The organism is Bacillus cereus group sp. RP43, from assembly GCF_040459645.1.
Taxonomy (GTDB): Bacteria; Bacillota; Bacilli; order Bacillales; family Bacillaceae_G; genus Bacillus_A; species Bacillus_A mycoides_C.
Map to the genome: position 1 here is coordinate 4384239 of NZ_JARVHQ010000001.1, position 24099 is coordinate 4408337.

A 24099-nucleotide genomic window follows, 5' to 3' on the forward strand; every position below is an offset into this window, starting at 1 on the left:
AACATTAATGAAAGCAATATTGTATACAAAATATGGTCCCCCCGACGTACTTCAATTGAAAGAAGTTGAAAAACCTACACCTAAAGACAATGAAATACTAATAAAAATTAATGCGACAACCGTAACAGCAGGAGATATTCGTTCAAGAAGTTTTACGGTTCCCCCTTCGGTTTGGCTACCCGCTCGAATTGCACTTGGCTTTAAACAACCGAAAAAACAAATACTTGGAATGGAATTGGCTGGTGAAGTTGAATCAGTAGGAAAAGACGTTACGCGTTTTAAAGCAGGAGATCAAGTTTTTGCTGCTACCCAAGCAAATTTCGGTTCTTATGCTGAGTACATTTGTATACCTGAAGATGGACCAGTATGCATGAAGCCCTCCAATATAACCTATGAAGAATCCGCAGCCATTCCAATTGGGGCACGTACAGCCTTATTTTTCCTACAGAAAGCCAACGTTCGAAGCGGCCAAAACATTCTTATTTACGGAGCTTCTGGAAGTGTCGGAAGTTATGCAGTGCAAATTTCCAAGTATTTCGGCGCAAAAGTTACAGGGGTGTGCAGTAGCTCAAATTTAGAATTAGTAAAGTCCCTAGGAGCTGACGAAGTAATTGATTACACCGCAAGCGATTTTTCTACTATAGACGGAGCTTATGATGTTATCTTTGAAGCGGTAAACAGGAGCTCCTTTTCAGAGTGTATTAAAATGTTAAAGGAAGATGGTACCTATATAAATATCGTTGAACCGTTACCAAGTGCTCAAATGCTCTGGACTAAATTGACAAGTCGCATGAAACTCATATTAAGTCAAAACGCACCTGAAACTTCCGAAGCATTAAATTTCCTTAAAGAACTTGTTGAGAACGGTAAAATAAAAGTGGTCATTGATAGGCAATACACTTTTGAAGAAATTATTGAAGCTCACATATATGTTGAAAAAGGACATAAGAAGGGAAATGTCGTCATAACTATGGAGCATAATGACGATTCTAAATAAAGAAAAAACATTTTGCATAATTGTTAAAATGCAAAGCACCGAAAGTTTTTAACATAAAAAAGCAGAGCAAATTCATATGCGAATTGCTCTTTTTTTTATTGTTGCAACCACTTCAAAAAAGACAGTTTAAAATAATTCAATCGTTTTTCACTTCCATTTATTATATTCATTTCAAATCTCCCATTTCCCCTACATATTTTTCTAACTTCAATCAAAAAATATGTAAAGAGCCATTATAAATAAATTGAAACTTTACTTAGCACACCTAATTTATCTCGCTATTTTTATTATCCGAAAATAATGTAATAAGTGTGACTTCTTTACAAAAAACACTATTTACAAAAGAATAAAGCCAATTAAATACAGCTGTTTCTTTAAAGAATTGTAAACTTTTCACCCCTTTGTAAATTTAGTGTAAATTTTACTGATAAATCATTTACAGTGACTCAAGGTTCAGTTAATAATTACATCGTACATGAAATTTAAGGAGTGGAATGCGTGGAATATAATGTTCAAGAAATGATCTTCCAGTTCATTGGTGGATTAGGTATTTTCTTATTCGGGATTAAATACATGGGCGATGGACTGCAACAAGCAGCTGGAGATCGTCTTCGCGATATTTTAGATCGTTTTACAACGAACCCACTTATGGGTGTACTAGCAGGTATGTTAGTTACTGTATTAATTCAATCAAGTTCAGGAACAACCGCTTTAACAGTTGGACTTGTAAGTGCCGGATTTATGACATTAAGACAAGCAATTGGTGTTATTATGGGTGCGAACATCGGTACGACAGTTACTGCATTTATTATCGGAATTAAAATCGGAGAATACGCTCTCCCAGTTATGGCAGTTGGAGCGATTTTACTATTCTTCTTTAAAAATAAAAAAGTACATTCTGTAGGTCAAGTTGTATTCGGTTTTGGTATGTTATTCTTCGGTTTAGAATTAATGAGCGCAGGTATGAAACCTCTTCGTTCATTAGAGTCATTCCAAGATTTAATGATTAGCATGAGTGATAATCCAATTTTAGGAATTATTGTCGGTACAGTCTTCACTTTAATTGTACAAAGCTCAAGCGCAACAATCGGTATTTTACAAGAATTATTCGGTCAAGGTGCAATCGATTTACAAGCTGCCCTTCCTGTATTATTCGGTGATAACATCGGTACGACAATTACAGCAGTATTAGCAGCAATCGGTACTTCAATTGCAGCAAGACGTGCAGCATTAGTTCACGTTATCTTTAATATTATCGGTACCATTATCTTTACGATTATATTGATACCATTTACAAATTTAATTCAATATTTCCAAACATCATTAAACTTGAATCCAGAAATGACAATTGCATTTGCACATGGAACATTTAACGTAACGAATACAATCATTCAGTTCCCATTCATTGCAGTATTAGCCTGGATTGTAACAAAAATTATTCGTGGTGAAGATGCATCTATTAACTTCAAACCACAACATTTAAATCCAATCTTTATTGAACAATCTCCAGCTATTGCTTTAACAGAAGCTCAAAAAGAGATTATCCGTATGGCGGAGTTTTCATTAGATGGATTAAAAGAAGCAAACCAATTTTTAAATACACAAGACAAAAAACACGCTAATATGGCTACTCAATTAGAAGGAGCTATTAACAATTTAGATAAAAAAATTACCGAGTATTTAGTTTTACTATCAGAAAAACCACTTTCATCAGCAGATTCTGAGAAGCATTCTGTTTTAGCTGGTGTTGTTGGAGATATTGAACGTGTCGGTGATCATGTAGAAAACCTTGTAGAACTTGTAGATTTCCAAATTTCAAACCGCGTTTCACTATCAGACGACGCACTAACTGAATTAAATGAAATGCTTGAATTAACAATTTCAACATTACAAGATGCAATCAATGCTTTAACAAACTTTGACACTGAACTAGCTCAAACTGTTATTGCGAAAGAACGTAAAATTGACCAAATGGAACGCGTTCTTCGCAAACGTCACGTAATACGTCTAAACGAACGTAGCTGTTCAGGCGATGCAAGTATCATCTTCGTTGATATGGTAAGTAACTTAGAGCGTATCGGTGATCACGCTGTAAATATTGCTGATGGTGTTTTAGGAGAACAAGGAAAAGTAAATTTAAAACAATCATTATAATAGAAAAGAGACGCTAATTTGAGCGTCTCTTTTTTCATTTCACCTTTACAACCGTTCTTCCTTTTAACTTTCCTTGCAGTATAAGTGTAAACTTCTCATCTAATTCTTTTAATGTACATTCTTCTGTATAAGATAATAGCTCTGAATTTTTCCACTCACCGGCTAGCAATGCCCACACCTCTCTTCTCACATCTACTGGACATTGAACTGAATCTATTCCTAAAAGGCTAATCCCTCGTAATATGAATGGGTATACAGTTGTATTCAATTCATGCCCTGCTACGTTACCACACGTTGTTACACAACCTCCATACTTAACTACCTTTAAAGAACTTTCTAACACGTTTCCGCCTACAGTATCGACAACCCCAGCGTATATTCCTTTAAGTATCGGTCTTCCTGATTCATCACTCAACTCCGCGCGGTGAATCATCTTTTTTGCACCTAAACGTAGTAGCATCTCTTTCTCTTCCATTTTCCCTGTTGCCCCTACTACGCTATATCCTAGCTTTCCTAAAATACTAACTGCTACACTGCCTACTCCGCCCGTAGCACCCGTTACTAAAACATCTCCCGTACTAGGCGTAATTCCTGCTCTAATGAGCTTATATACCGATAAGGCAGCTGTAAAACCTGCTGTCCCGTACATCATACTTTCCTTCAAAGACATTTCTTTTGGTAAAGGCGCCACCCAAGATGATGGCACGCGAATATATTCTCCGAAACCACCAGAAGTATTCATACCTAAATCATACCCCGTTACAATAACTTGATCTCCTACCTTAAAGGAGTCACCTTCACTACTCACAACTTCTCCTGCGGCATCGATTCCTGGCGTATGAGGATATGTTCTCGTAACACCTTTATTACCAGTGGCTGAAAGGGCATCTTTATAATTTAATGAAGAATAATAAACACGTATTAATACGTCTCCTTCAGGTAAACTATTGACTTCTCTCTCAACAAGCTTTCTTTCAAATTGATTATTTTCTTTTTCGTTCACGACCATTGCTCGGAATGATGTATGATTCATTATGCTCTCTCCTCCATCCGTAAAATCTTTCTTTATTATATAAGAAGTACATATACAGCTAATCACATTTTCTTGGCTATATTTCAACAAATCTTACTTCTCTATTACTTTCTCACAATACATATTTTCATTTCTACTAAAACACATTATACTTGTTCTACATCTTAAAAATAAAATATAGAAAATCTGACTTTTTATAAATAAATTGAATTTTTACGAAATGTAAATGATTTGTAATGTTTTTTTTCGCTAAATTTCATTATAATAAGTGGATATGAGTGTCGTATTTCAATCCAAATGAAGGAGTACAAGAAATGGAGCAAAACCCATCTTTGCAAGAAAATACACGAACTAAACCGAAAAAAGGTAAGAAAAAAACAAAAATTATTATAAGCGCTATTTTATTCTTTTTAATAGTAGGTGGCGGTTATACTTGGTTTTTAGTAAATAAAGCATCTTCTGCTGTTCGAAATGCCGCTCACGATTTAGCGCGCGGTGATAAATCTGATTTACGTGATAAAGCTGTAAAACCTATTACGAATAATGTATCTGTCTTAATTATGGGTGTTGATGAAAGTGATGTCCGCGGGAAAGAATATGGTGAAGCTATAAGAACGGATGCACTATTACTTGCAACTTTTAATAAAGATAGCAAAACTGTAAAGCTATTAAGTATTCCACGAGACACATATACTTATATTCCAGTGGAAAAGAAAAAAGATAAAATTACACACGCTCATGCATACGGTTCTACTAAAAACGGAAAAGATGGTGGACCACAAGCAAGCATTGATGCAGTTGAAAAATTAACGAATGTTCCTGTCGATTACTTCGTAAAGTTTAACTTTAAATCATTTATGAAAATCGTTGATGATTTAGGTGGCATTGAAGTCGATGTTCCAGTTGAATTTACTGAACAAGATAGCAACGATAATGCTGATGCGATTCACCTGAAAAAAGGTGTTCAAAAGTTAAATAGTGAAGAAGCTCTTGCTCTTGCTAGAACACGACACGTTGATAGTGATGCGATGCGTGGTCAACGTCAGCAACTCGTTATCGAAGCCATTTTAAAGAAACTAACAAGCGTTGGATCCGTAACAAAAGTTGGTGACATCATTGATGATATTAACGGACAATTCGTTACAAACTTAACATTCGACGATATGCTTTCATTCTATAAATATGGAGCAGATTCTTCAATTGAGAAATTACAAATTGAAGGTGAAGACTGTTACATGGCAAAAGGTGATGATACATGTAGTAAGTCAGCTGGTGGTGGCCGAACTTACTACTACAATCCAGATAAAAAAGAATTAGCTAATGTTACAAACGAACTTCGTACTCACCTTGGATTACCTGCATATACAAAATCTGATTCTGATTCTGATTCGAAAAAAACAAGCTCAGAGAAAACAAAAGAATCTAAGTCTGAAAATACGAGTGAACGCGAATCAAGTAACAATGAAACTCAAAATAAGAATAAAAATAACAGTGAAGATACAGAAACATCGTCTAATGACAATGAATAAAGTGAAGCAGTGCTCTATGAAGGTAGAGCACTGCTTCTTTTTAATGCTTTCAAAACAAAAAAATCAGAACTTTCCAACTATCTTTTTTAATATTTTTAAATTATAATAAATAATAGTAATCTATTCCAATTACCAGGGGGCTCATACATATGAAAGCTGCAGTAAAACATAACATTTCAGATTTTAAAGAGTACTTAAAATCAAACGATATATACATGGAAGAAAATATAGATGAAAATGATGGTTCGGTACATTTTTCAGTAGGGTTAGAAACAGAAGCTGGCGCAAAGATTCAACTTATCGCTGCTTTCCAAAGCGAACATCCTGCTGTGGATATATACTGCTTCAATGTTGCTCTTGTACCTGATTCAACATCAAAAAATGACATTTTACATGTCATCAATGAATTAAACACATCTTATCGATTTGCAAAATTCACGTTAAACAAACAAAATGCAATTGATATTTCAACATCTCTTGCATTCTCAGAACCAAACTTTAATCCCGCACTTGTCTTTGAACATACGAGAATGCTATATAAATTGGCAAACGATGAATATAAAAACTTAATGAAAGTTATTTGGGCATAAAATAAAAGGATGGGCTGCAAGCAGCACCATCCTTTTACTTCAATATCATATCGATCCACATCTTTATCGCAGTTCCTACAATTAAAATAGATAATACATACTGCAAAACTTTTTGATTCACTCTCTTCCCTACTCTCACTCCAAGAGGAGCGGCAAATAAACTTGCTATCGCAACTATAAGAGCCGGAATAACAACTATTTGTCCAGTAATCACTTTCCCAGTAGTAATTCCTATCGAGGAAATAAAAGTAATAGCGATAGATGTTGCTATTGTTGTACGTATCGGTAGTTTTAAAACTACTAGCATAATCGGTACTAAAAGAAATGCACCACCAGCCCCAATAATGCCGGAAACACTTCCTACACTAAACGCTAGCAAACTAGCGAGCCACTTATTGTACGTAATTCCTTCTGTCCCCTTACAATTGCTTCGCTTTGGTATAAACATCATAATAGCCGCAATAGTAGCTAGTAATGTGTAAACAACGTTTACAGCATGCTCATTTAATAGATTCGCACTAAAGCTACCTACAAAGCTTCCTAATAATATACTAGTTCCCATATACACAACTAAAGTTTTATCCATATCGTTACTTTTCCTATACGCCCACGCGCCTGCAAAAGTTGCAAAGAATACTTGAATCGCTGTAATACCACTCACTTCATGTGATGTATATCCAGCAAATCCTAGCAATACTGGAATGTATAAGATCATCGGATAATTAATAATTGCACCGCCAATCCCAACCATTCCTGAAATAAATGACCCTATAAACCCAATAATAAAAAGTAGTACTGTTAAACTCATATTGTATCCCCTGCCTTCTAAAAAGAAGGTGATTTAAATAAATAAATTCACATTCCCATCCGAAGCATCTGCTAAATATGCACCTACTCCTGCAAACTCTACCCCTTCCATAATTTCTTCCTCTTTTAACCCTAATAAATCTACTGTCATTTGACAAGCTACAAGTTTAACTCCCTGTTCTTTTGCCAAATCAATTAAATCTGGCAAAGGCATTGCGTTATGTTTTTTCATAATACCTTTAATCATTTTTGGCCCTATACCATTAAAATTCATTTTTGATAATCCCATCTTATCAGCGCCGCGCGGCATCATTTTTCCAAATACTTTCTCTATAAACGTTTTCTTTACTTTCACATGCTCATCTTTCCTAAGGGCATTTAAGCCCCAGAAAGTATGAAAAATAGTCACCTCTTGATCGTACGCGGCTGCCCCATTTGCAATAATATAAGCTGCCATCGCTTTATCATAATCTCCACTAAATAAAACAATCGTCGTTTTCTTCTGTTCTTCCATGTTGTTCTCCTCCTAATTACCTGTAGGGGTATTTGAAAAATTGTAAAAAGGCTCAAATTATCTAGCTACACCCGATACTACTTTCCCTTACAAAGCGTTCATACCGCCTGAAACATTTATAATGCGCTGAAATCCTAATTTCTTTAATACTTTTGCCGCTTGCTTACTTCTCATCCCGCTCTGACAAATAACAATTACTTCCTTATTTTTATCTAACTGATTTGCTTCACTAGCTAACTCATTTAGCGGGATATTCTGAAATCCTTTCATATGATTTCCTCTATATTCACCTACTGTACGAACATCGATAAATTGTTTTCCCTTTTTCCCCACTATACTCTTTAATTCTTTTCCATTTATATTTTGAACACCTTTCACCGGTAAAAAACGTGAAATAACAAACCATGCAGCAAGTACAATGAAAAGCGTACTTAATATTGTATTCATATAACCAACCTCTCCGCCTTTACAAAACTAGTTCTTCACTACGCCTTCTTAATCCAAAACTTCAGTACATCGTCCTCTATATTATGCTTTACTATTTCATGACCGCCTGTTTTTGACCATGCTGGAATATCTTTTACTGATCCTTTATCTGTTACATGTACTTCTAACACTTCTCCAGACTGTAACATATCCATCGCTTTCTTCGTTCTTACAATCGGCATCGGACATGCTAAACCTTTCGCATCTAACACTTGTTTTATATTCATCATCTATACCTCCATTTTTTTATATCCTTATTCATGAACTGCACAACGATTTGGACCAATCTCCATTTCCTGCTCTTCTTCCACACTCGGATGGATTTTCCCCATATTCGTTTGACGAATTTCTTCATAAGCATTCGGCTGAGGTGGTAAATTCTCTGTCACAGTTTTACGAAACTCTACCTCATCGACAATATTTAATCCTACATTCTCCTTAAATAGATCTTGTAAATTCGCACTCACAATGCCTCTGTCATCTATTTCACTTACTTTTGAATAATGAGCCGGTAAAACAATTAAATCTTGATATAATTCCTTATAACGTGTATATAAAGTATTTCGTAAATCCCCTACCCAGTCTTCCGCCTTCCCGGCAAGATCGGGACGACCAATTGAATCTACAAATAAAATGTCCCCTGATAATAAATACGTATTATCTACAATAAATGATGTACTTCCAATCGTATGCCCTGGTGAGTATAGTGCATCAATATTAATTAGAGTACCCCCCGCCGTAATAACAGTTGCTTCCACAAGTGGTTCGTAAGAGAAAACAACTTCCTCTGCATCTTTTGGAGGTAACCAATACGTACCGCCAACCTTTTCAGCTAACTTACGCCCTCCAGAAATATGATCTGCATGTAAATGTGTATCCATTACGTTAGTAATAGTAACTCCGTGTTCTTTTGCAAAATCTTCGTATACTTCAATCGTTCTCACCGCATCAATGACTGCTGCTTCACCCTTTGAAACTACCATATAAGATAAGCATCCTTTTCCAAGACGATTAAATTGATATATACTTCCCCCGCCCTGTACATCCCCTACCTTTACTGGCTTCACATATTCACTCCAAGCTTTCATACCGCCAGCTAAATAAAGAACATTATTGAAGCCAGCATCTAACAATTGCTCTGCGACAAACTGAGAAGAACCCTCTTTCGCACATACAACTAAAATCTCTTTCTCCCTCGGTAATTCATCTACAATATGTTCTACACCATCTAATAAATCAAAATACGGTTTATTTATAGAAGAGATTTGTTTCCCTTCAATTTTCCACTCTTCATAATCCGCTTCATTACGAACATCTAAAATAAACAACTCTCCAAATAAAACTCTCTCTGCTATATCTTTTGCTTGCAACGGTTTAACACTCACCCTATTACCCCCAGTGGTATATTTAAATTAAAAAAATTTTATTTTTCCATACTCCCTTGCCACTCTAGCATACCTGGAATGACATTTTTCACGTTTAAAAAACCTCTCTCTTTCAACACTTGGCAAGCTATATCACTACGATTACCAGTTCGGCAAACAACATAAATTGGTTTCGCACCGTCAAACATAGCACTATCTAATTCACCTAACGGCACCGAAATTGCGGATGAAATATGACCAAAAGCAAACTCCGCTGCTTCGCGAACATCTAATACAGTGCACTCTTCACCACTTAATAATATATTTTGCAATTCCCCATTCGTAATTGTATGAAGATACTTTACAACTTCATTTACTTCATGTTCGTGAGCTTTTCTTACATAATGCATCAATATATTTCCCTCTTGTTTCGTTCCGATATATTGATGCCCTACTTTACTTGACCAACTTTGAATATCTAGCGTAGAACCTTTATCTGTCGCCTCTATTTCAATAACTTGCCCTGATGCCAACCCCTCCATCGCCTTTTTCGTCTTCACAATCGGCATTGGACAAGCCAAACCTTTACAATCTAAATTCATATCCACTTTTATACTCATAATCAATTCCTCCATAGCTCATATACATATACCTGTAGGGGTATGTTAAAATGTTTTTGAAAATCTGTCAACACATATGTTTGACAGATTATCGGCTTTTTACAAGTAATTGAACAGCTTCTTTAATTAATTCTTCATTTGAACCATTACCTTTTTCAAACTGCTCGCGCAAACATTGCTCTAAATTTGTTCCCACAACGAGTCCAATTGTACGATCTAGCGCAGAACGGGATGCAGTTAACTGTGTAATAACATCTCGGCAATCTTTTCCCTCTTCCATCATGCGAAGCACACCACGAACTTGACCTTCAATACGTTTCAATCTATTTTTCATATCTTGATTATATTCCACTGTAGATCACCTCCGTAATTATAACTATATTATACATTACTTTGTAACTTTGTATAACATCATATACCCTTAAGGGTATATTGTAAAGTTGTTTATTTTTTTGAAACCTCTTAGAGTATAGTAAAAATGCAAAAGCCACTAACTTTATTGGCTTTTGCATTGCTCAACTACACTGCTGGATAGTCCAACTAATTCATTTCATTTACGAACGAAAGAATCAACCGTTTTATTATCATACTTCCTATAATCTCTTTGTAAAACTATAATCCATTTCTCCGCCTAATGCTTCAGCTGTATCACCAGTTTCTCTAAAATCATGTGTATAAATTTGTTCAAATAAACCGAAATCTACTTGCTTATAAAATTCGAAACAAGGGAATCCATCATGTTCTCCTTGAATATCGATACTGCCATTCTTTTTCACACATACAGTTAATAAATAGTCCACAGGAGGGGCATACACATTTAACGGATTACTAGCACTTGCACTCATTTTGAATTGCACACCCTCAGAGTTCCATACAATATCAGTACACACAATATTTTCAGTACTCGCTTTTCCTGTTCTTTTATTCACAGAACCATCTGGATTTGTAATCTTCTCTGTCGTAATACCCGTGTTCGCATATGAAAACACTTCTTCTTTATAAAAATCTACTACTACCTCTTGCTCAACTCTAGAGCGCATAGTATTTACCGCATGTGGTGTAAATTCACGTGAATCACCTTCGAATTGGATTACGTTCCCTGTTTGTACATCCTCCCTCGGTTCTGTCCAAGACATTGGAATAAATACACTGGCTCTAATTTTAACGATATTCGTCATAAGAAACACCCCTGTAATTCTAATTTTATATACTGCATACTATTGAATAAAATAGACCACAATTTCAATCCTAGAACCAATACCTTTCTCTTTTACGTTTGCTACTTCCTTCTAAAAAATAGCGCTATATTTATATCTAGATTTTCGTTTTAAAGCTATATTCCATTTCTCCAGCTAGTGCTGCTGGGGTATCATCCGTTTTCCTGAAATCATGTGTATATATTAATTCAAATAAACCAAAGTCTATTTGTTTATAAAATTCATAACAAGGGAAACCATCATGTGCACCTTCAACATGCACAGTACCACTTTCATTAACTCGTATAGTCAAAAAATAATCAGCTGCAGGTGCTGCCGCGTTTAGCGGATTACTTGCACTTGCTCTCATTTCAAATGAAACTTCATCTTCACTCCATACAATATTTGTACATGCAATGTTTTCTGTACTTGTTTCTCCTTTTTGATACTCAATTGAACCATCTGGATTTGTAATTTTCACAGTAACGATACAAGCATCTGCATATGTGAAAATTTCTCTTTTATAAAAATCAACAACCACTTCTTGTTCTAATCTTGAACGCTTTGTATTTACAGCGTATGGTGTAAACTCACGTGCATCTCCGGCATATTCAAACACTCTTCCTGTTGCAGGATCCTGAATAGGTTTCAGCGATGTATATGGTGCAAATACACTCCCTCTAATTTTAACGATATTAACCATGTGAAACCTCCATTGCTTCTATTTAGATAAATCATTATTTGCTCTATCACTATCATATAGTCAATTTGATTGACTATATGCTGTATAGTACAATAGATTCTACTTATAGTCAATTTAATTGACTATAAGTAAGGAGGTTATATACATGACTCATCAAACACTTAACGAACTAGATCTTACATCACTTTTATCACTATCTTTCAGCACATTAATTACTGAACTACATGACAAATTAAGTGAGTTAGGATTTGAAGATATTAGGCCAGCGCATGGTTTTATGTTCAAACGCATCCTTCCTAATGGAGCAACCGGTATAGAACTAGCTGAATATTTAGGGGTTTCAAAACAAGCCATAAGTAAAATGGTAGATTCTCTTGAGAACAGTGGTTATGTCACGCGCCAAACGCATCCTACTGATAAAAGAGGTAAAATTATTGTTTTAACCGAGCGTGGTTTAGCAGTAATGAAAGCAAAAGAAGAAATAGTAGCTGAAATAGAACAACGATGGATTGCAAACATAGGTGCAGAACGAATGCAAATGCTTAAAGAGGATTTAACAACATTCGTTACTAAAGAAAATACAGGAAAATTATCATCGAGCATACGACCTGTTTGGTAAACAAAAACTCCATATAATAAAAAGAACGGACAAGAAATTCTATGTCCGTTCTTTTTATTATACATACTTCCGATGCACCATCTTCCCATCATAAGAAAACACAACGCCCTTACTTTCCACAATCGACTCCATATGCACCGTTCTTCCCCATAACTGATGAAGATACGGTAATACCTTTTCTAAGTATTTCAAATCTAGTTCAATTCCTTCATAGCTATGTTTAATGTACAATTCCCCATTCTTTAAGTAGTCTCCATCTTCTACTACTAAGTACGGGAAACCTCCATTAGTACGCATATTTACAAGTTGATCACGCACATGCTCCCATTCTTTATCAATTACTTTATATTCTTTTCCTTGGCGCTGGAATAAGTACATATCTTCTCTCATTACAAGTTTTTTATTTAAATAGTTTCTTAGGAACGATACATCCCATTCAATTTCCCGTACTTCAAAGATTTTGTCACGACCAGAACCAGGTTTCACACCGCGTCGTTTCATTTCTTCTGTCGGGTTATTATAGCGCTCTTCAATATCTTCGAACATTTTAATACCGAGGTAGTATGGATTAATACTTGTTTTTGATGGCTGTACGACACCTGCGTTAAGCTTCGCGAATTCGATTGCTTCAGAAGATGTTAAGTCCATTTCACGAAGTATGCGTTGATGCCAGAAGGAAGCCCAGCCTTCATTCATAATCTTCGTTTCAAGCTGTGGCCAGAAATATAACATTTCCTCGCGCATCATCGTTAATATGTCGCGCTGCCACTCTTCTAGCTCACGGCTATATTCTTCAATAAAGAGGAGTAAATCTTTTTCTGGCTGCGGTGGGATTTTCTTCTTTTTATTCATATTAGGTCGTTCCCTCTTTTTGTTTCGATCATCTAAATTCCATAAATCATCGTACTGTGATATCTTTTTCTTTTCTACATCCTCTTCTAAATCTCCAATACTCCAAGCAAGTTTCGGACGCATAAGCGATGGATCAATATGTTCTTGAATGGCAAGTACGGCATCTAAAAATGTTTCTACCTCTTCTCTTCCATACTTATGTTCATACGCCTTCACACGATCTGCTGTCGCTGCCATACTCTCCACCATATCGCGTTTCGTATTAGAGAAACGAATATTATTTTTGAAGAAATCACAGTGCGCTAAAACGTGCGCCACGATTAATTTATTTTGAATTAAAGAATTCGTATCTAATAAAAAGGCGTAACATGGATCAGAGTTAATAACGAGTTCATAAATTTTACTAAGTCCTAAATCGTATTGTAATTTCATTCTGAAAAATTGCTTTCCAAAACTCCAATGCGAAAACCTCGTCGGCATCCCATATGCACCAAATGTATAAATAATTTCCGCTGGGCATACTTCATAGCGCATCGGATAAAAATCAAGACCAAATCCAGTCGCAATTTCCGTAATTTCAGCAATCGCATATTGTAGTGCTTTATCATCACTTGCTCTCATTATTTTCCCTCCTTACACTTTCCCTTAAGAAAGTGTATGATGAGGAACAAGCTTTCATGAGGATTGATTGCATAATAAAAAGGCACCCCCGAAAAAACGAGAATGCCTCTTTCTAATTAACCTTCAATAATCTCCATCTTCTCCGTAATCGGTGTACGAGCTTTTCCTTCTGGTGCTTTATCGAAATAGCCGATATGAAGAATTCCAATGATGCGTTGACCTCTTGTTAAACCGATTCCTTCTATAAATAGTGGATTGTAGTTTAATCCACCTGATTTCCAAACGCACCCTAAGCCGCGTTCCCAAGCAAGTAATTGGAAGTTTTGCATAAATGCACATGTTGCAGCGTAATCTTCGTCACGTGGAATTTGACGCGGATCTTCATCAATGTAAACAACGATTTGTGCAGGTGTGCTTAAGAAACGATCAGATAAAATCTTGCCGCGTTTCGCTCTTTCTTCTTCTGTGAAAGAGTTTAATACTGCGTCTACTAATTTCTGACGGCCTTCTCCAATATATAATTTACAATTCCATGGCTCACGATGTTTATGATTCGGTGCCCATGTTGCGTCGTTTAATAGTTCAATTAATAGCTCTTTTTCTACTGCTTTATTTGTAAATGTACGAACAGAGCGTCTTTCTTTAATAACATTTGCGATGGAAGTATATGTAGTCATATTTTTCTCTCCCTTATTTTTATCTATATGTATAATTCCGTTATTGATATTGATTTTCAATTTCGATTATAACCTAGTTTTTCACTATTAATCAATGTTTTATGTTGGAAAACAGCTAAAAAATTAATTTCTCGTTGTGAATAAAAAAACTTGGTGTGTTCACAAGTTTTTCACATTTTATGGAAATGATATGTGTAAGTTTTCCACATTATCCATCTAGGAGGAGTTTATATGTACAAGAAAATCGCAGTAAGTATGACTATGGCAGCATTATTGTGCGGGATATCTGTCTTTCCTGCTTCTGCTTCCGCTGCCACGCCAAAAGAAGTAACAATGCACCATCATAAGCCTATTTCAGAAGAAGAAATGCAGTCGCTCGAAAAACTCGGCTATAATAAACATGAAATTTGGAAAGCTGCCCACATTGCAAGAATAAGTAAAAAAGAAATTAAGGACGTTTTAGCTTACTATAAGCAAAATAAATCTTGGGAGAAAACAGCCGAGCATTTCGGTGTAGACCCAAGTAAATTGAAAAAGCATCATATGAATAAAGAAACGAAAAAAGCACTACTGCAAAAATTAGCAAATATGCAAAAGTCCACACCAGATGGACTGAAACAAAAAATGAAAGAATATAACATTGGCTTACGCCAATTTACCGTGTTAACAATCATCTCTCAAAAAAGTAATACCCCTCTTGACGATGTACTAAAAATGAAAAAAGATGGGATGGATATTAAACAAATTGCGGAAAAATTAAATGTTAAAAGAGAAGATATACGAGCAGAGATGATTAAATTAGTGAAGTCCATTAAAGAAAAGAAAACAAATTAACACGCCAAAAAGGAAGAGATATTCAATACTCTTCCTTTTCTTTATGAACTTTCAATTTTCAAGTATAAATTCCCGTCTTTCCCAAAAACTAACATAAGAAAATGATGTAGTAAGGGGTGAGAAAATGTTTCGTTTATCGTCTAAAAAGAAGAAAAAAACAATCTGTTCTATTCCGGAGTTTATCCATACTATGAAAGAATCGAGTGATTTCGTTTCTTATAACATCGTAGAAGATGGGACATTATGTTTGTTTTACTATAAATCTACGGCTGAATCACTCCTCATTAATCGATTCATTTTAACACCTATAAAAAGAGAATTAGATCACATTGAAAATATAAGCGATATAGCAAATATCGTCACACTTGAGGAGATTATCACTGGCCCTACTATTGATGACATTCGTGAAAAATTATTAAGTGGGTATGTACTTATACAACTAAAAAATGATTCTCAAATCGCAGAATATGCACTTATTCGTGCTGAAAGTTCCGTTTTAGGTACACGGTTATATAACGATACAGAAAATGAATATAGTGTCATCGGTCCAAAAGTTGGATTTGTTGAAAATATTGATACAAATATACACTTACTTCGCCGGAATATTGTAACGGAGCAATTAGTTTTCAAACAAGTTGTAGTTGGCTCTATATCAAAAACAAAAGTCGTAGTTGCTTACATCGAAGGCATTACGAATGAACAGCACGTTAATACTGCAATGCAGCGCCTACAAGACATTGACTTTGATGTTCCTTTCGATGCGACTATGATTGAACAGTTTATTAGTGATAACAGCAACTCTCCCTTCCCTGTTTTACTCCCTACAGAGCGTTTAGATCGCTCCGTTTATGCATTATTGAATGGGGGAGTTGTCATTTTAACAGACGGTTCACCATATGCATTAGCTGGACCAGCGACATTACTCGATTTCTTCGTCTCTCCAGAAGATTATTATTTACCATGGATAGCAGGCTCATTTCTTCGAATGGTTCGCTTCTTCGGAGCAGCATTCTCGCTATTTTCATCAGCTATTTATACAGCTGTATTAACGTATCACTATCAAATGATTCCTGCGGATTTACTAGGTCCGATTATTTTTTCAAGAGCTAATGTACCCTTTCCGCCCATTTTAGAAGCACTTTTTTTAGAAATCACAATCGAATTGCTCCGTGAAGCTGGAGCACGATTACCTACAAAAGTTGGACAAACAATCGGCATCGTTGGCGGGATTGTAATTGGCCAAGCATCTGTTCAGGCTGCTTTAACGAGTACCATTTTATTAATTGCAGTTGCTTTATCAGCACTCGCTTCTTTTACAACACCAACTGTAAAAATGTCTTCTACTATCCGGATACTACGATTTCCACTTATTCTTTTAGCTGGTGCATTTGGGGGCTTAGGTCTCATTGTAGGATTCGTATTCATATTAGCTCATTTAATTCGCTTAAAATCACTTGGATCACCTTATTTATTACCTTTATATCCATTTCGCGGTTTAGGGACAGCAGAGGGGCTCCTTCGCTTGCCATTTAGTCAAACTGCTGGACGTTCCTCTTTTCTAAGACCAAAAAAGAAATGGCGCTATGATCCGAACCAAGCGAAAGAAAAACGTGATGGTGAGGAAAAATGAAAAATATTTTATTATGCTTTGCTATTATCGTTTTAATTTTCCAATCCGGATGTACACAACCGAATATAGTAGACACACAACGAATTATTCATGTGGGCGGCTTTGATATAACGAAAGACAAACAGTTTCGTGGGACTATTCTCTATCCTGATTATACAAGAGATGTCCAGTCAAAGCCTCAAACACAGTCAACTACTGCCGGCACCATTGAAACAATTTCTTCACTTCTAAATGCCAAATCACCACATACTATCGCCGTGGGACAAATGCGTGTTGCCCTATTTGGAAAATCATTTGGTGAACAAGGTATTGGTGACATTATCAGCAACCTACAACGTGATCCCAATATTGGTCGAGACGTACAACTGGCACTTGTAGATGGTTCAACCGAACATCTGCTCAAACATATTAAATCGAATGGATCACTATATTTATCTGATTTACTGGAGCAAAATATAGAAAACGAAACAATTCCGCGGACTGCTTTAAATATTTTTTTATATAACTATTATTCATCAGGATGCGATCCATTTCTTCCTTATATTAAAGTGGATGAAGACAAGTCTGCCTCCATTAAGGGACTCGCTTTTTTAAAAAAGGATAAAGTGCTTATGTATACAGATAAAAAAGGATCTTTTTTATTCAAATTACTCATTAATCCAACTAAAAATGGCCGTTACGAAGTTCCGATACGTCAAGGTAACCATAAAGGGTTAATTGCCACTCAAAACTTATCTGGAAAGAGCGTTTGTTACCTGACCGATACAGGTGACATACCGAAAATTCATATTCATCTCAAATTAAATGGACTCATAAAAAACACTCCAGATTGGCTTGATTTGACGAAGAAAGAGAATATAAAATATGTAAAAAAACATGTAGAAAAAACAATTGAAAAGCATCTAAACGAATTAATAAAACAATTCCAAGAAAAAGAGGTCGATCCGATAGGGATACGGGAAGAAATTCGTAGTCACTCGAGAAAATGGAGTATGAAAAAAATTCAAGAAATGTACCCTAATGTAGATGTTGCTGTTCACGTACAAATCAATGTTGTGCAATCTGGTATCGGAGAATAGTGAGGTGTTACAATGGCTGAACAAAATAAAACAATGACTGTTTCCCCTTATTTCACATTTCTTTTATTACACTCTCTTCAAATTGGAGTAGGTGTATTAGGATATCAACGCATTATTGCACAATATGCTGGTTATGATTCTTGGATTTCTCTTATTGTTGCGGGTATTATAACTCATATCGTACTGTTTTGTATGTTAAAAATGTTAGATAAAGATAATGATTTAATGACCATTCATACGACATGTTTTGGAAAATGGCTTGGAACTTTTTTGTCTATGTGCTTTGCTGCATATCTTCTCTTATTTTGCCTTACTGTGCTTCGTACATATATTGAAGTCATTCAAGTATGGGTCTTTCCTACAATTAAGCCATGGAAATTAACGTTCTTATTTTTACTCGTGACGTATTACGTAATAAAAGGTGGATTCCGCTCTGTAACAGGAATTTGTTTTTGGGGCGTCGTAATACCGATTTTCGTACTACTTTTCTTAGTGTTCCCTATGAAATATGCACATGTCCGTAACATTTTACCGATTCTTACCCATTCACCTGTAGACATTCTATATTCAGCAAAATCATCTGCATTAGAATTTCTTGGATTTGAAGCAATTCTTATCTTTTATCCACTCATTAAAAAAGGAAAGTCACTACATAAATGGGCACACGGTGGTATTGCCTTTACAACTATTTTATACGTAGTACTAGCAATCGTGTCCCTTATGTACTATAGCCAAGGACAACTCCATCATACAATTTGGCCAACATTAACGATGCTAAAAATCATTAAAGTTCCTTTTATCCAAAGATTTGAGTACATTATTATTTTTCTCTGGTTTCTTATTATTTTACCTAATCTTTGTTTAACCATTTGGTCTTCTTGTCGCATTAGTAAAACTTCCTTTCACATACCGTTTAAAATTACATTGCCACTTTTTATCGCAGCTATATTTATTTCATCCTTATTTTTCACAAACCGTGAAAGCATCAATACATTAAATACAGTACTCTCTCAGGTTGGATTATATATTGTATACGCTTATATCCCAATCTTATTTCTATTCCATTCACTACGATGGCGCTTCAAAAATAAGTCGAAAGAATCTTCACCCAACGCACCATGATATTTGATACAATTTGATTAATACATGTGTAAAGGGGACAAGCGTATGAAGAAATATGTATTTTCTTTACTTGCAGTACTGAGTTTAATTCTTGCTGGATGCGGAAGCACTGGTACAAATGAAAAAAAATCATCTGAATCAAAAGAAGAACATGATCATGCCACGCACACGCAGCAAGCTGACATTCAAGAAAAGACAAAAGGAGTCGACACACTTCCGACCTTCCTAAACAAGCTTGATCCACAAATGAAAGACATCTATACTGTCGCTGGACAAAATGCTGAACTATTGGATTGGATTCCTTGTTACTGCGGTTGTGGTGAAAGTGTAGGACATAAAAATAATAAAAATTGCTTTATTCGTGAAATCAAAAAGAATGGTGAAGTTGTTTGGGATTCCCATGCAACAACTTGTGTAAATTGCTTAGAAATCGCAGTTGAATCTGCTTCGATGAAACAAAAAGGAAAATCAACGCTTGAAATTCGTAATTATATTGATAATAAATACAAAGAAGGATATGGGAAACCAACACCTACGCCAATGCCAAAAGCTTAAAAAACGAGGAATATCCTCGTTTTTTTCTTTTCATTCACTTTTTTTCTTAACAAATTCTTTCAAGTGTATTTCTCCTCGCTTGTCACACACTATATATAACTCCTCAGTAAGGAGGGTATACAGTGCAAACATATAACGACTATGACAAAGCTCTCTATTACACGTATTGCTGTAATTGGGATAAACTACTCGTTTTAATGGTTCAAACGAATGATCAACTATTTTCTAAGCGTATTGAACACTTTTTACACGCTTATCAATACAGTAAAGAATTACCAGAAGTTGACAAAGAATTGCAGCTCCTATTTCAATATATTGACCACGCATCCCAAAAGTCACATGTAGAAGAAGTAGAGCAAATTCAAATGTAAAATATAGCGCTATTCTCTTTATGAGAATGGCGCTTTTTAAAATGTTGATATCAATAAATGTTTCTCCTTATAAAACTTTTATTGATAAACATATTTTTTCTTTCTTTTCCCTACTACTTCATACTATAATTTAGTATGTAACTATTATAAGTGAGGTATAAAATATGGGACGAGAAAAAAAGCAAGAATATGCTTTACTTACTGCATGGGGAGCTTCATTTATTGCTACATTAGGAAGTCTATACTTTTCCGAAATCATGAAATTTGAGCCTTGTGTCCTTTGTTGGTATCAACGTATTTTTATGTATCCATTCGTTTTATGGCTTGGTATCGCTGTAGTAAAGAAAGACTATCGCATTGCAAGTTATTCTTTACCAATCGCAAGTATTGGTGCTTGTATTTCTTTATATCACTATGCAATTCAAAAAATCGCAGCATTTTCAGCTGCTGGGGCAGCTTGCGGCCGCGTACCTTGTACGGGAGAATACATAAACTGGTTCGGCTTTGTGACAATCCCGTTTTTAGCACTTATCGGCTTTATTACAATCGCTGTTTGTAGCTTTATCGTAATCAAAAACAAATAAGGAGATGAAAGAATGAAAAAAATGCTTATATTTGGCGGTATTATTATCGCCTTGTTTGCAGCAATTTTCGCTGTAACACAAATGGAAGAAAAAAACGCTTCAACTAGCCAAAAAATTGATAATGCTACTGGTAGTCAAACAGATGGTGCTGACTACTACACAAATAAAATCTCTCTTTCAGATCTCCAAAAGAATTTAAAAGAGAAAAAAGAAGAAACAGTATACTTTTATCAAACATCTTGCGTTCATTGCCAAAAATTATCTCCTATCGTAGTACCGATGGCTAAAGACTTGAATGTTGATATGAAAGTTATGGATATTGAAAAATTAGATGCTCCTTGGGATGAATATAAAATTAAAGGCACTCCAACAATCATTCATTTTAAAGATGGTAAAGAAGTGAGCCGTATTAGCGGCGAACAATCGAAAGACAAATTAAAAGAATGGCTTGAGCAAACGAAGAAATAACGAGAAAAGGAAACTCCTTCTATACATGAAATGGGCGTAAAATCCCACACTAATGTATGAGGAGGGGGTTTTATGCCAGAAGTGAAATGCTCGGTTTCCAATTGCTCATTTTGGGGACAAGGTAACTTTTGTCAAGCAAGTGCAATTGTTGTTCAACCTGATGCACAAGAAGCAGGTCAAATTGAGAATAGTTCGTATACAAGCGCTACTTTAACAAACGAGACGCTTGAAAGTTCTGTAACAACGAGTGTAGAAACGTGTTGTCATACATTTAAACCGAAATATTAAACATAAAAGCATACGATTAGTCGTATGCTTTTTTACATTCCTCTCCAAACATCATGCATCATAAAAAAGTACAAAATAACGAGAAGGACTGTCCCGCATAAAGTAATGCGTCGATATACACTCTTCTCCCCTTCCCTCGCTTTAACAAATGCCCAAATAAATCCGACGAACAATATTAAATCAATATATGGAACATAAAAGGAGAAGACGAGTAACGCATATAAATACACGATAAATAAACAAGTCGTGATTAAGAAAATTTTAAATGCAAATTCACTTTTCATAATGTGACCGCCTCCCAATCTGTACTGTATTATATTCAGCAAAACATAATAGTTGCTGTTTCAATTTTTTCATCTCACTATTTGCAGGCACACGATTGGTATGAAATCAATAAAAACAACTAAAATTCATCACAAATAAGCTACCGTCTATTTACGGTAGCTATTACGGGACATTATATTTTCTTTTATATAGATTACTTAAAATCGAATAAGGTAATTGCTCATAATGAATTTTTTCTCCTGTTTCATCTACAACATACAAATTGTTTCCTATATAATAGGTTCCATCTTTTCGTTTGGAATACACTGTGTATCTTTCATTTGGCAATACCGTTTTTACTTTCGTCAATTGTCCATTTGGTTCTTGCCAATATATATTTACACGATCTACTAACGTAAGCATTCCAATTTGTTCTTCTTCTACTTTACGACCATTCCAGCTCACAACACGATAACCAAGCTTATATGCTTCATATTCGGGACTCGTATGAAAGCGAGAAATAATTACTTTCGTCTGTAATTGTACCCGGTCGTATAACCATTGTATGTCCCGATCGTGCATGCGAATACAACCATTTGATTCCCGACTTCCAATCGTTCCTTCACGATTTGTCCCGTGAATGGCATATTCCTTTTTATCCAGACCTAGCCATCTCGTACCGAGAGGATTATTCGGTGCACCCCCAGGTATTTTTTTACGATGGTATTCTTTATTTTTATATTTAGTTATAATACAAAAATTCCCTTCAGGCGTCGGGGTCCTGTCTCTTCCTGTCGTTATCGGAAATGTTCTAGTATAGTTTCCATCTTCAAAAAAAGAAAGCTGATTTGTCGTAAGGTTAACTAATATTAAATGATCTGTATTAGCAAAAACGCTAGCTGGCAGGCAGAAAAATAGGATTACGATAAACCATACTTTCTTCATCTAAATCCTCCTAGCACTAACATCATAATAAAGTGAAACTTTACTCGGTGGGAGGTTTTGTCCATCCCCTACTGAGTATTAGCCTTCACCAATCGGGCATTTACGGGCATTTATCTCCCACCTAACTTCCTTGCATTCGCCGAATTTTGAGGTAGGAGTCTTACTGCCCGCAAATAGCGGGATAAATGCAGTTAGCTTTACTTTGCTCTTATAAATGAAAACTATCCATTCACAATTACTCCACCATTTACATGTATCATCTGCCCTGTCACATATGCCGAATCACTAGACGCTAAATATACATATGCAGGCGCTAATTCATACGGCTGACCAGGTCTTTGCATAGGAACATTGCTCCCAAACTGTGATACTTTTTTCTCATCAAAACTAGATGGAATAAGCGGTGTCCAAATTGGTCCTGGTGCAACACCATTTACACGAATTCCTTTTTGTACTAACGACTGAGATAACGATCTTGTAAAAGCGACAATTGCTCCTTTCGTTGCAGAATAATCAATCAACGTTTCATTTCCTTCATATGCAACAATAGATGCTGTGTTTATAATTACATCCCCTTGCTTTAAATGGGATAGCGCTGCTTTTGCAACATGAAAATAAGAAAAAATATTAATACGGAACGTTTTTTCTAGCTGTTCCGCTGTAATATACTCTAGTCCTTGCTGCGGATATTGCTGTGCGACGTTATTCACAAGAACATTTAGCCCCCCTAGCTGCCGGGCGGTCTCTTCCACAATCTCCTTACAATGTTGTTCACTACTTAAATCCCCCGGCAGTAATACACAATTCACGCCTTCTTTTTCCACAAGTTGTTTCGTCTCAGTTGCATCTTCATCCTCATCTAAATAAGCAATCGCAATATTTGCTCCCTCTTTTGCAAAAGCGATAGAAACAGCTCTTCCAATCCCGCTATCTCCTCCTGTAATTAATACATTCTTTCCTTTTAACTTTTCACTTCCTTTATAATTTGGATCTTCAAACTTTGGAAGAGGATTCATTAACGATTCAATACCAGGTTGTTTATTTTGATGTTGTGCTGGCATTGTTAAAAAGTTTTTTTGCTGCGGCATAACTTCCTTCAACTCCTTTCCCCTTATAATGCGCACAATAAAAAAAACTACTTACACATTAAAGAACCGCAATTCACACACAGTTTTACGATTAATATTCGAATTTACG

General features: G+C 35.6%; 29 protein-coding genes. 14 read left to right on the plus strand and 15 right to left on the minus strand.

Translation table 11 applies throughout. The features are described 5' to 3' along the window. Window positions 1-7: 7 nt before the first annotated feature. Both QCI75_RS22815 and QCI75_RS22820 read left to right on the plus strand, forming a co-directional pair. Complete coding sequence (locus tag QCI75_RS22815; protein ID WP_353761243.1) at window positions 8-997, plus strand: NAD(P)-dependent alcohol dehydrogenase; 990 nt, start codon at window positions 8-10, stop codon at window positions 995-997. Window positions 998-1495: 498 nt separating this feature from the next. Then, the gene (locus QCI75_RS22820) at window positions 1496-3151 is read left to right on the plus strand and encodes a Na/Pi cotransporter family protein (RefSeq protein ID WP_353761244.1); all 1656 of its coding nucleotides are present in this window, start codon (window positions 1496-1498) and stop codon (window positions 3149-3151) included. A gap of 34 nt (window positions 3152-3185) precedes the next feature. Here QCI75_RS22820 and QCI75_RS22825 read toward each other — a convergent pair whose 3' ends face one another. Continuing rightward, the gene (locus QCI75_RS22825; protein WP_144505388.1) at window positions 3186-4184 is read right to left on the minus strand and encodes a YhdH/YhfP family quinone oxidoreductase; all 999 of its coding nucleotides are present in this window, start codon (window positions 4182-4184) and stop codon (window positions 3186-3188) included. A 314-nt stretch (window positions 4185-4498) separates the two neighbouring features. On the opposite strand from QCI75_RS22825, the gene QCI75_RS22830 reads away from it, so the two are divergent. Both QCI75_RS22830 and QCI75_RS22835 read left to right on the plus strand, forming a co-directional pair. Next, window positions 4499-5713, plus strand: coding sequence for an LCP family protein (locus QCI75_RS22830; RefSeq protein ID WP_144505389.1), 1215 nt, complete (start codon window positions 4499-4501; stop codon window positions 5711-5713). A gap of 149 nt (window positions 5714-5862) precedes the next feature. Next, window positions 5863-6303 carry a hypothetical protein gene (locus tag QCI75_RS22835; protein ID WP_002010734.1) on the plus strand — a complete coding sequence of 147 codons (441 nt, stop codon included), beginning with the start codon at window positions 5863-5865 and terminating at the stop codon, window positions 6301-6303. Between the two features lie 34 nt (window positions 6304-6337). Here the strand turns inward: QCI75_RS22835 and QCI75_RS22840 are convergent, their stop codons facing one another. The 9 genes from QCI75_RS22840 to QCI75_RS22880 form a co-directional block, all read right to left on the minus strand. Next, window positions 6338-7111, minus strand: a complete 774-nt coding sequence (locus QCI75_RS22840; RefSeq protein WP_144505390.1) for a sulfite exporter TauE/SafE family protein — start codon at window positions 7109-7111, stop codon at window positions 6338-6340. 33 nt (window positions 7112-7144) lie between these two features. Then, window positions 7145-7624: a DsrE/DsrF/DrsH-like family protein gene (locus QCI75_RS22845; protein ID WP_144505391.1), complete on the minus strand. Its 480-nt coding sequence runs from the start codon at window positions 7622-7624 to the stop codon at window positions 7145-7147. Between the two features lie 87 nt (window positions 7625-7711). Then, entirely contained in the window at window positions 7712-8071 is a 360-nt protein-coding gene (locus tag QCI75_RS22850) for a rhodanese-like domain-containing protein (protein WP_144505392.1), read from the minus strand. Window positions 8072-8109: 38 nt separating this feature from the next. Next, window positions 8110-8340 carry a sulfurtransferase TusA family protein gene (locus QCI75_RS22855; RefSeq protein ID WP_144505393.1) on the minus strand — a complete coding sequence of 77 codons (231 nt, stop codon included), beginning with the start codon at window positions 8338-8340 and terminating at the stop codon, window positions 8110-8112. A gap of 24 nt (window positions 8341-8364) precedes the next feature. Further along, entirely contained in the window at window positions 8365-9495 is a 1131-nt protein-coding gene (locus QCI75_RS22860; protein ID WP_144505394.1) for an MBL fold metallo-hydrolase, read from the minus strand. A gap of 38 nt (window positions 9496-9533) precedes the next feature. Further along, a complete protein-coding gene (locus tag QCI75_RS22865; protein WP_353761245.1) occupies window positions 9534-10094 on the minus strand; it encodes a sulfurtransferase TusA family protein in 561 nt (186 codons plus the stop codon). 88 nt (window positions 10095-10182) lie between these two features. Next, complete coding sequence (locus QCI75_RS22870) at window positions 10183-10446, minus strand: metal-sensitive transcriptional regulator (RefSeq protein ID WP_002159198.1); 264 nt, start codon at window positions 10444-10446, stop codon at window positions 10183-10185. Window positions 10447-10687: 241 nt separating this feature from the next. Next, complete coding sequence (locus QCI75_RS22875) at window positions 10688-11272, minus strand: DUF3238 domain-containing protein (RefSeq protein ID WP_144505396.1); 585 nt, start codon at window positions 11270-11272, stop codon at window positions 10688-10690. Between the two features lie 136 nt (window positions 11273-11408). After that, on the minus strand, window positions 11409-11993 hold the full coding sequence (locus QCI75_RS22880; protein ID WP_144505397.1) for a DUF3238 domain-containing protein: 585 nt from the start codon (window positions 11991-11993) through the stop codon (window positions 11409-11411). A 145-nt stretch (window positions 11994-12138) separates the two neighbouring features. Here QCI75_RS22880 and QCI75_RS22885 point away from each other — a divergent pair, with 145 nt between their 5' ends. Further along, entirely contained in the window at window positions 12139-12612 is a 474-nt protein-coding gene (locus tag QCI75_RS22885) for a MarR family winged helix-turn-helix transcriptional regulator (RefSeq protein WP_002087475.1), read from the plus strand. A 57-nt stretch (window positions 12613-12669) separates the two neighbouring features. Here the strand turns inward: QCI75_RS22885 and spoVR are convergent, their stop codons facing one another. Together spoVR and QCI75_RS22895 are read right to left on the minus strand one after the other, a co-directional pair. Further along, complete coding sequence (gene spoVR / locus QCI75_RS22890) at window positions 12670-14085, minus strand: stage V sporulation protein SpoVR (protein ID WP_353761246.1); 1416 nt, start codon at window positions 14083-14085, stop codon at window positions 12670-12672. A gap of 116 nt (window positions 14086-14201) precedes the next feature. Then, complete coding sequence (locus tag QCI75_RS22895; RefSeq protein ID WP_353761247.1) at window positions 14202-14762, minus strand: nitroreductase family protein; 561 nt, start codon at window positions 14760-14762, stop codon at window positions 14202-14204. A gap of 231 nt (window positions 14763-14993) precedes the next feature. On the opposite strand from QCI75_RS22895, the gene QCI75_RS22900 reads away from it, so the two are divergent. The 9 genes from QCI75_RS22900 (at window position 14994) to QCI75_RS22940 (ending at window position 21693) form a co-directional block, all read left to right on the plus strand. Continuing rightward, the gene (locus QCI75_RS22900) at window positions 14994-15596 is read left to right on the plus strand and encodes a hypothetical protein (RefSeq protein WP_262449466.1); all 603 of its coding nucleotides are present in this window, start codon (window positions 14994-14996) and stop codon (window positions 15594-15596) included. 124 nt (window positions 15597-15720) lie between these two features. Beyond that, entirely contained in the window at window positions 15721-17226 is a 1506-nt protein-coding gene (locus tag QCI75_RS22905) for a spore germination protein (protein WP_353761248.1), read from the plus strand. Beyond that, a complete protein-coding gene (gene gerYC, locus QCI75_RS22910; protein ID WP_353761249.1) occupies window positions 17223-18305 on the plus strand; it encodes a spore germination protein GerYC in 1083 nt (360 codons plus the stop codon). The genes QCI75_RS22905 and gerYC overlap by 4 nt, the downstream gene beginning before the upstream one ends. Window positions 18306-18317: 12 nt before the next feature. Then, window positions 18318-19427 carry a GerAB/ArcD/ProY family transporter gene (locus tag QCI75_RS22915; RefSeq protein ID WP_144505401.1) on the plus strand — a complete coding sequence of 370 codons (1110 nt, stop codon included), beginning with the start codon at window positions 18318-18320 and terminating at the stop codon, window positions 19425-19427. A 45-nt stretch (window positions 19428-19472) separates the two neighbouring features. Then, window positions 19473-19982: a PCYCGC domain-containing protein gene (locus QCI75_RS22920; protein WP_144505402.1), complete on the plus strand. Its 510-nt coding sequence runs from the start codon at window positions 19473-19475 to the stop codon at window positions 19980-19982. 122 nt (window positions 19983-20104) lie between these two features. Beyond that, window positions 20105-20353, plus strand: coding sequence for a YhdB family protein (locus tag QCI75_RS22925; RefSeq protein WP_353761250.1), 249 nt, complete (start codon window positions 20105-20107; stop codon window positions 20351-20353). Window positions 20354-20517: 164 nt separating this feature from the next. Continuing rightward, the gene (locus tag QCI75_RS22930) at window positions 20518-20937 is read left to right on the plus strand and encodes a disulfide formation protein C (RefSeq protein WP_000532269.1); all 420 of its coding nucleotides are present in this window, start codon (window positions 20518-20520) and stop codon (window positions 20935-20937) included. 12 nt (window positions 20938-20949) lie between these two features. After that, window positions 20950-21405, plus strand: a complete 456-nt coding sequence (locus QCI75_RS22935; protein ID WP_144505403.1) for a thioredoxin family protein — start codon at window positions 20950-20952, stop codon at window positions 21403-21405. Between the two features lie 72 nt (window positions 21406-21477). Further along, window positions 21478-21693, plus strand: coding sequence for a DUF1540 domain-containing protein (locus tag QCI75_RS22940; RefSeq protein ID WP_002010693.1), 216 nt, complete (start codon window positions 21478-21480; stop codon window positions 21691-21693). A gap of 32 nt (window positions 21694-21725) precedes the next feature. Here QCI75_RS22940 and QCI75_RS22945 read toward each other — a convergent pair whose 3' ends face one another. The 3 genes from QCI75_RS22945 to QCI75_RS22955 form a co-directional block, all read right to left on the minus strand. Beyond that, on the minus strand, window positions 21726-21977 hold the full coding sequence (locus QCI75_RS22945; RefSeq protein ID WP_002029881.1) for a hypothetical protein: 252 nt from the start codon (window positions 21975-21977) through the stop codon (window positions 21726-21728). A gap of 163 nt (window positions 21978-22140) precedes the next feature. After that, window positions 22141-22902, minus strand: a complete 762-nt coding sequence (locus QCI75_RS22950) for a L,D-transpeptidase (RefSeq protein WP_144505404.1) — start codon at window positions 22900-22902, stop codon at window positions 22141-22143. Between the two features lie 221 nt (window positions 22903-23123). Then, window positions 23124-23990, minus strand: a complete 867-nt coding sequence (locus QCI75_RS22955) for an SDR family oxidoreductase (RefSeq protein WP_144505424.1) — start codon at window positions 23988-23990, stop codon at window positions 23124-23126. Between the last annotated feature and the right edge of the window lie 109 nt (window positions 23991-24099).

What these genes read in the sequence shown, in the direction of transcription:
- QCI75_RS22815 (WP_353761243.1), top strand. Translation starts at nt 8, where the DNA reads ATGAAAGCAATATTGTATACAAAATATGGTCCCCCCGACGTACTTCAA.
- QCI75_RS22825 (WP_144505388.1), bottom strand. Translation starts at nt 4,184, where the DNA reads ATGAATCATACATCATTCCGAGCAATGGTCGTGAACGAAAAAGAAAAT.
- QCI75_RS22830 (WP_144505389.1), top strand. Translation starts at nt 4,499, where the DNA reads ATGGAGCAAAACCCATCTTTGCAAGAAAATACACGAACTAAACCGAAA.
- QCI75_RS22835 (WP_002010734.1), top strand. Translation starts at nt 5,863, where the DNA reads ATGAAAGCTGCAGTAAAACATAACATTTCAGATTTTAAAGAGTACTTA.
- QCI75_RS22840 (WP_144505390.1), bottom strand. Translation starts at nt 7,111, where the DNA reads ATGAGTTTAACAGTACTACTTTTTATTATTGGGTTTATAGGGTCATTT.
- QCI75_RS22845 (WP_144505391.1), bottom strand. Translation starts at nt 7,624, where the DNA reads ATGGAAGAACAGAAGAAAACGACGATTGTTTTATTTAGTGGAGATTAT.
- QCI75_RS22850 (WP_144505392.1), bottom strand. Translation starts at nt 8,071, where the DNA reads ATGAATACAATATTAAGTACGCTTTTCATTGTACTTGCTGCATGGTTT.
- QCI75_RS22855 (WP_144505393.1), bottom strand. Translation starts at nt 8,340, where the DNA reads ATGATGAATATAAAACAAGTGTTAGATGCGAAAGGTTTAGCATGTCCG.
- QCI75_RS22865 (WP_353761245.1), bottom strand. Translation starts at nt 10,094, where the DNA reads ATGAGTATAAAAGTGGATATGAATTTAGATTGTAAAGGTTTGGCTTGT.
- QCI75_RS22875 (WP_144505396.1), bottom strand. Translation starts at nt 11,272, where the DNA reads ATGACGAATATCGTTAAAATTAGAGCCAGTGTATTTATTCCAATGTCT.
- QCI75_RS22880 (WP_144505397.1), bottom strand. Translation starts at nt 11,993, where the DNA reads ATGGTTAATATCGTTAAAATTAGAGGGAGTGTATTTGCACCATATACA.
- QCI75_RS22885 (WP_002087475.1), top strand. Translation starts at nt 12,139, where the DNA reads ATGACTCATCAAACACTTAACGAACTAGATCTTACATCACTTTTATCA.
- spoVR (WP_353761246.1), bottom strand. Translation starts at nt 14,085, where the DNA reads ATGAGAGCAAGTGATGATAAAGCACTACAATATGCGATTGCTGAAATT.
- QCI75_RS22895 (WP_353761247.1), bottom strand. Translation starts at nt 14,762, where the DNA reads ATGACTACATATACTTCCATCGCAAATGTTATTAAAGAAAGACGCTCT.
- QCI75_RS22900 (WP_262449466.1), top strand. Translation starts at nt 14,994, where the DNA reads ATGTACAAGAAAATCGCAGTAAGTATGACTATGGCAGCATTATTGTGC.
- QCI75_RS22905 (WP_353761248.1), top strand. Translation starts at nt 15,721, where the DNA reads ATGTTTCGTTTATCGTCTAAAAAGAAGAAAAAAACAATCTGTTCTATT.
- gerYC (WP_353761249.1), top strand. Translation starts at nt 17,223, where the DNA reads ATGAAAAATATTTTATTATGCTTTGCTATTATCGTTTTAATTTTCCAA.
- QCI75_RS22915 (WP_144505401.1), top strand. Translation starts at nt 18,318, where the DNA reads ATGGCTGAACAAAATAAAACAATGACTGTTTCCCCTTATTTCACATTT.
- QCI75_RS22920 (WP_144505402.1), top strand. Translation starts at nt 19,473, where the DNA reads ATGAAGAAATATGTATTTTCTTTACTTGCAGTACTGAGTTTAATTCTT.
- QCI75_RS22930 (WP_000532269.1), top strand. Translation starts at nt 20,518, where the DNA reads ATGGGACGAGAAAAAAAGCAAGAATATGCTTTACTTACTGCATGGGGA.
- QCI75_RS22935 (WP_144505403.1), top strand. Translation starts at nt 20,950, where the DNA reads ATGAAAAAAATGCTTATATTTGGCGGTATTATTATCGCCTTGTTTGCA.
- QCI75_RS22940 (WP_002010693.1), top strand. Translation starts at nt 21,478, where the DNA reads ATGCCAGAAGTGAAATGCTCGGTTTCCAATTGCTCATTTTGGGGACAA.
- QCI75_RS22945 (WP_002029881.1), bottom strand. Translation starts at nt 21,977, where the DNA reads ATGAAAAGTGAATTTGCATTTAAAATTTTCTTAATCACGACTTGTTTA.
- QCI75_RS22950 (WP_144505404.1), bottom strand. Translation starts at nt 22,902, where the DNA reads ATGAAGAAAGTATGGTTTATCGTAATCCTATTTTTCTGCCTGCCAGCT.
- QCI75_RS22955 (WP_144505424.1), bottom strand. Translation starts at nt 23,990, where the DNA reads ATGCCGCAGCAAAAAAACTTTTTAACAATGCCAGCACAACATCAAAAT.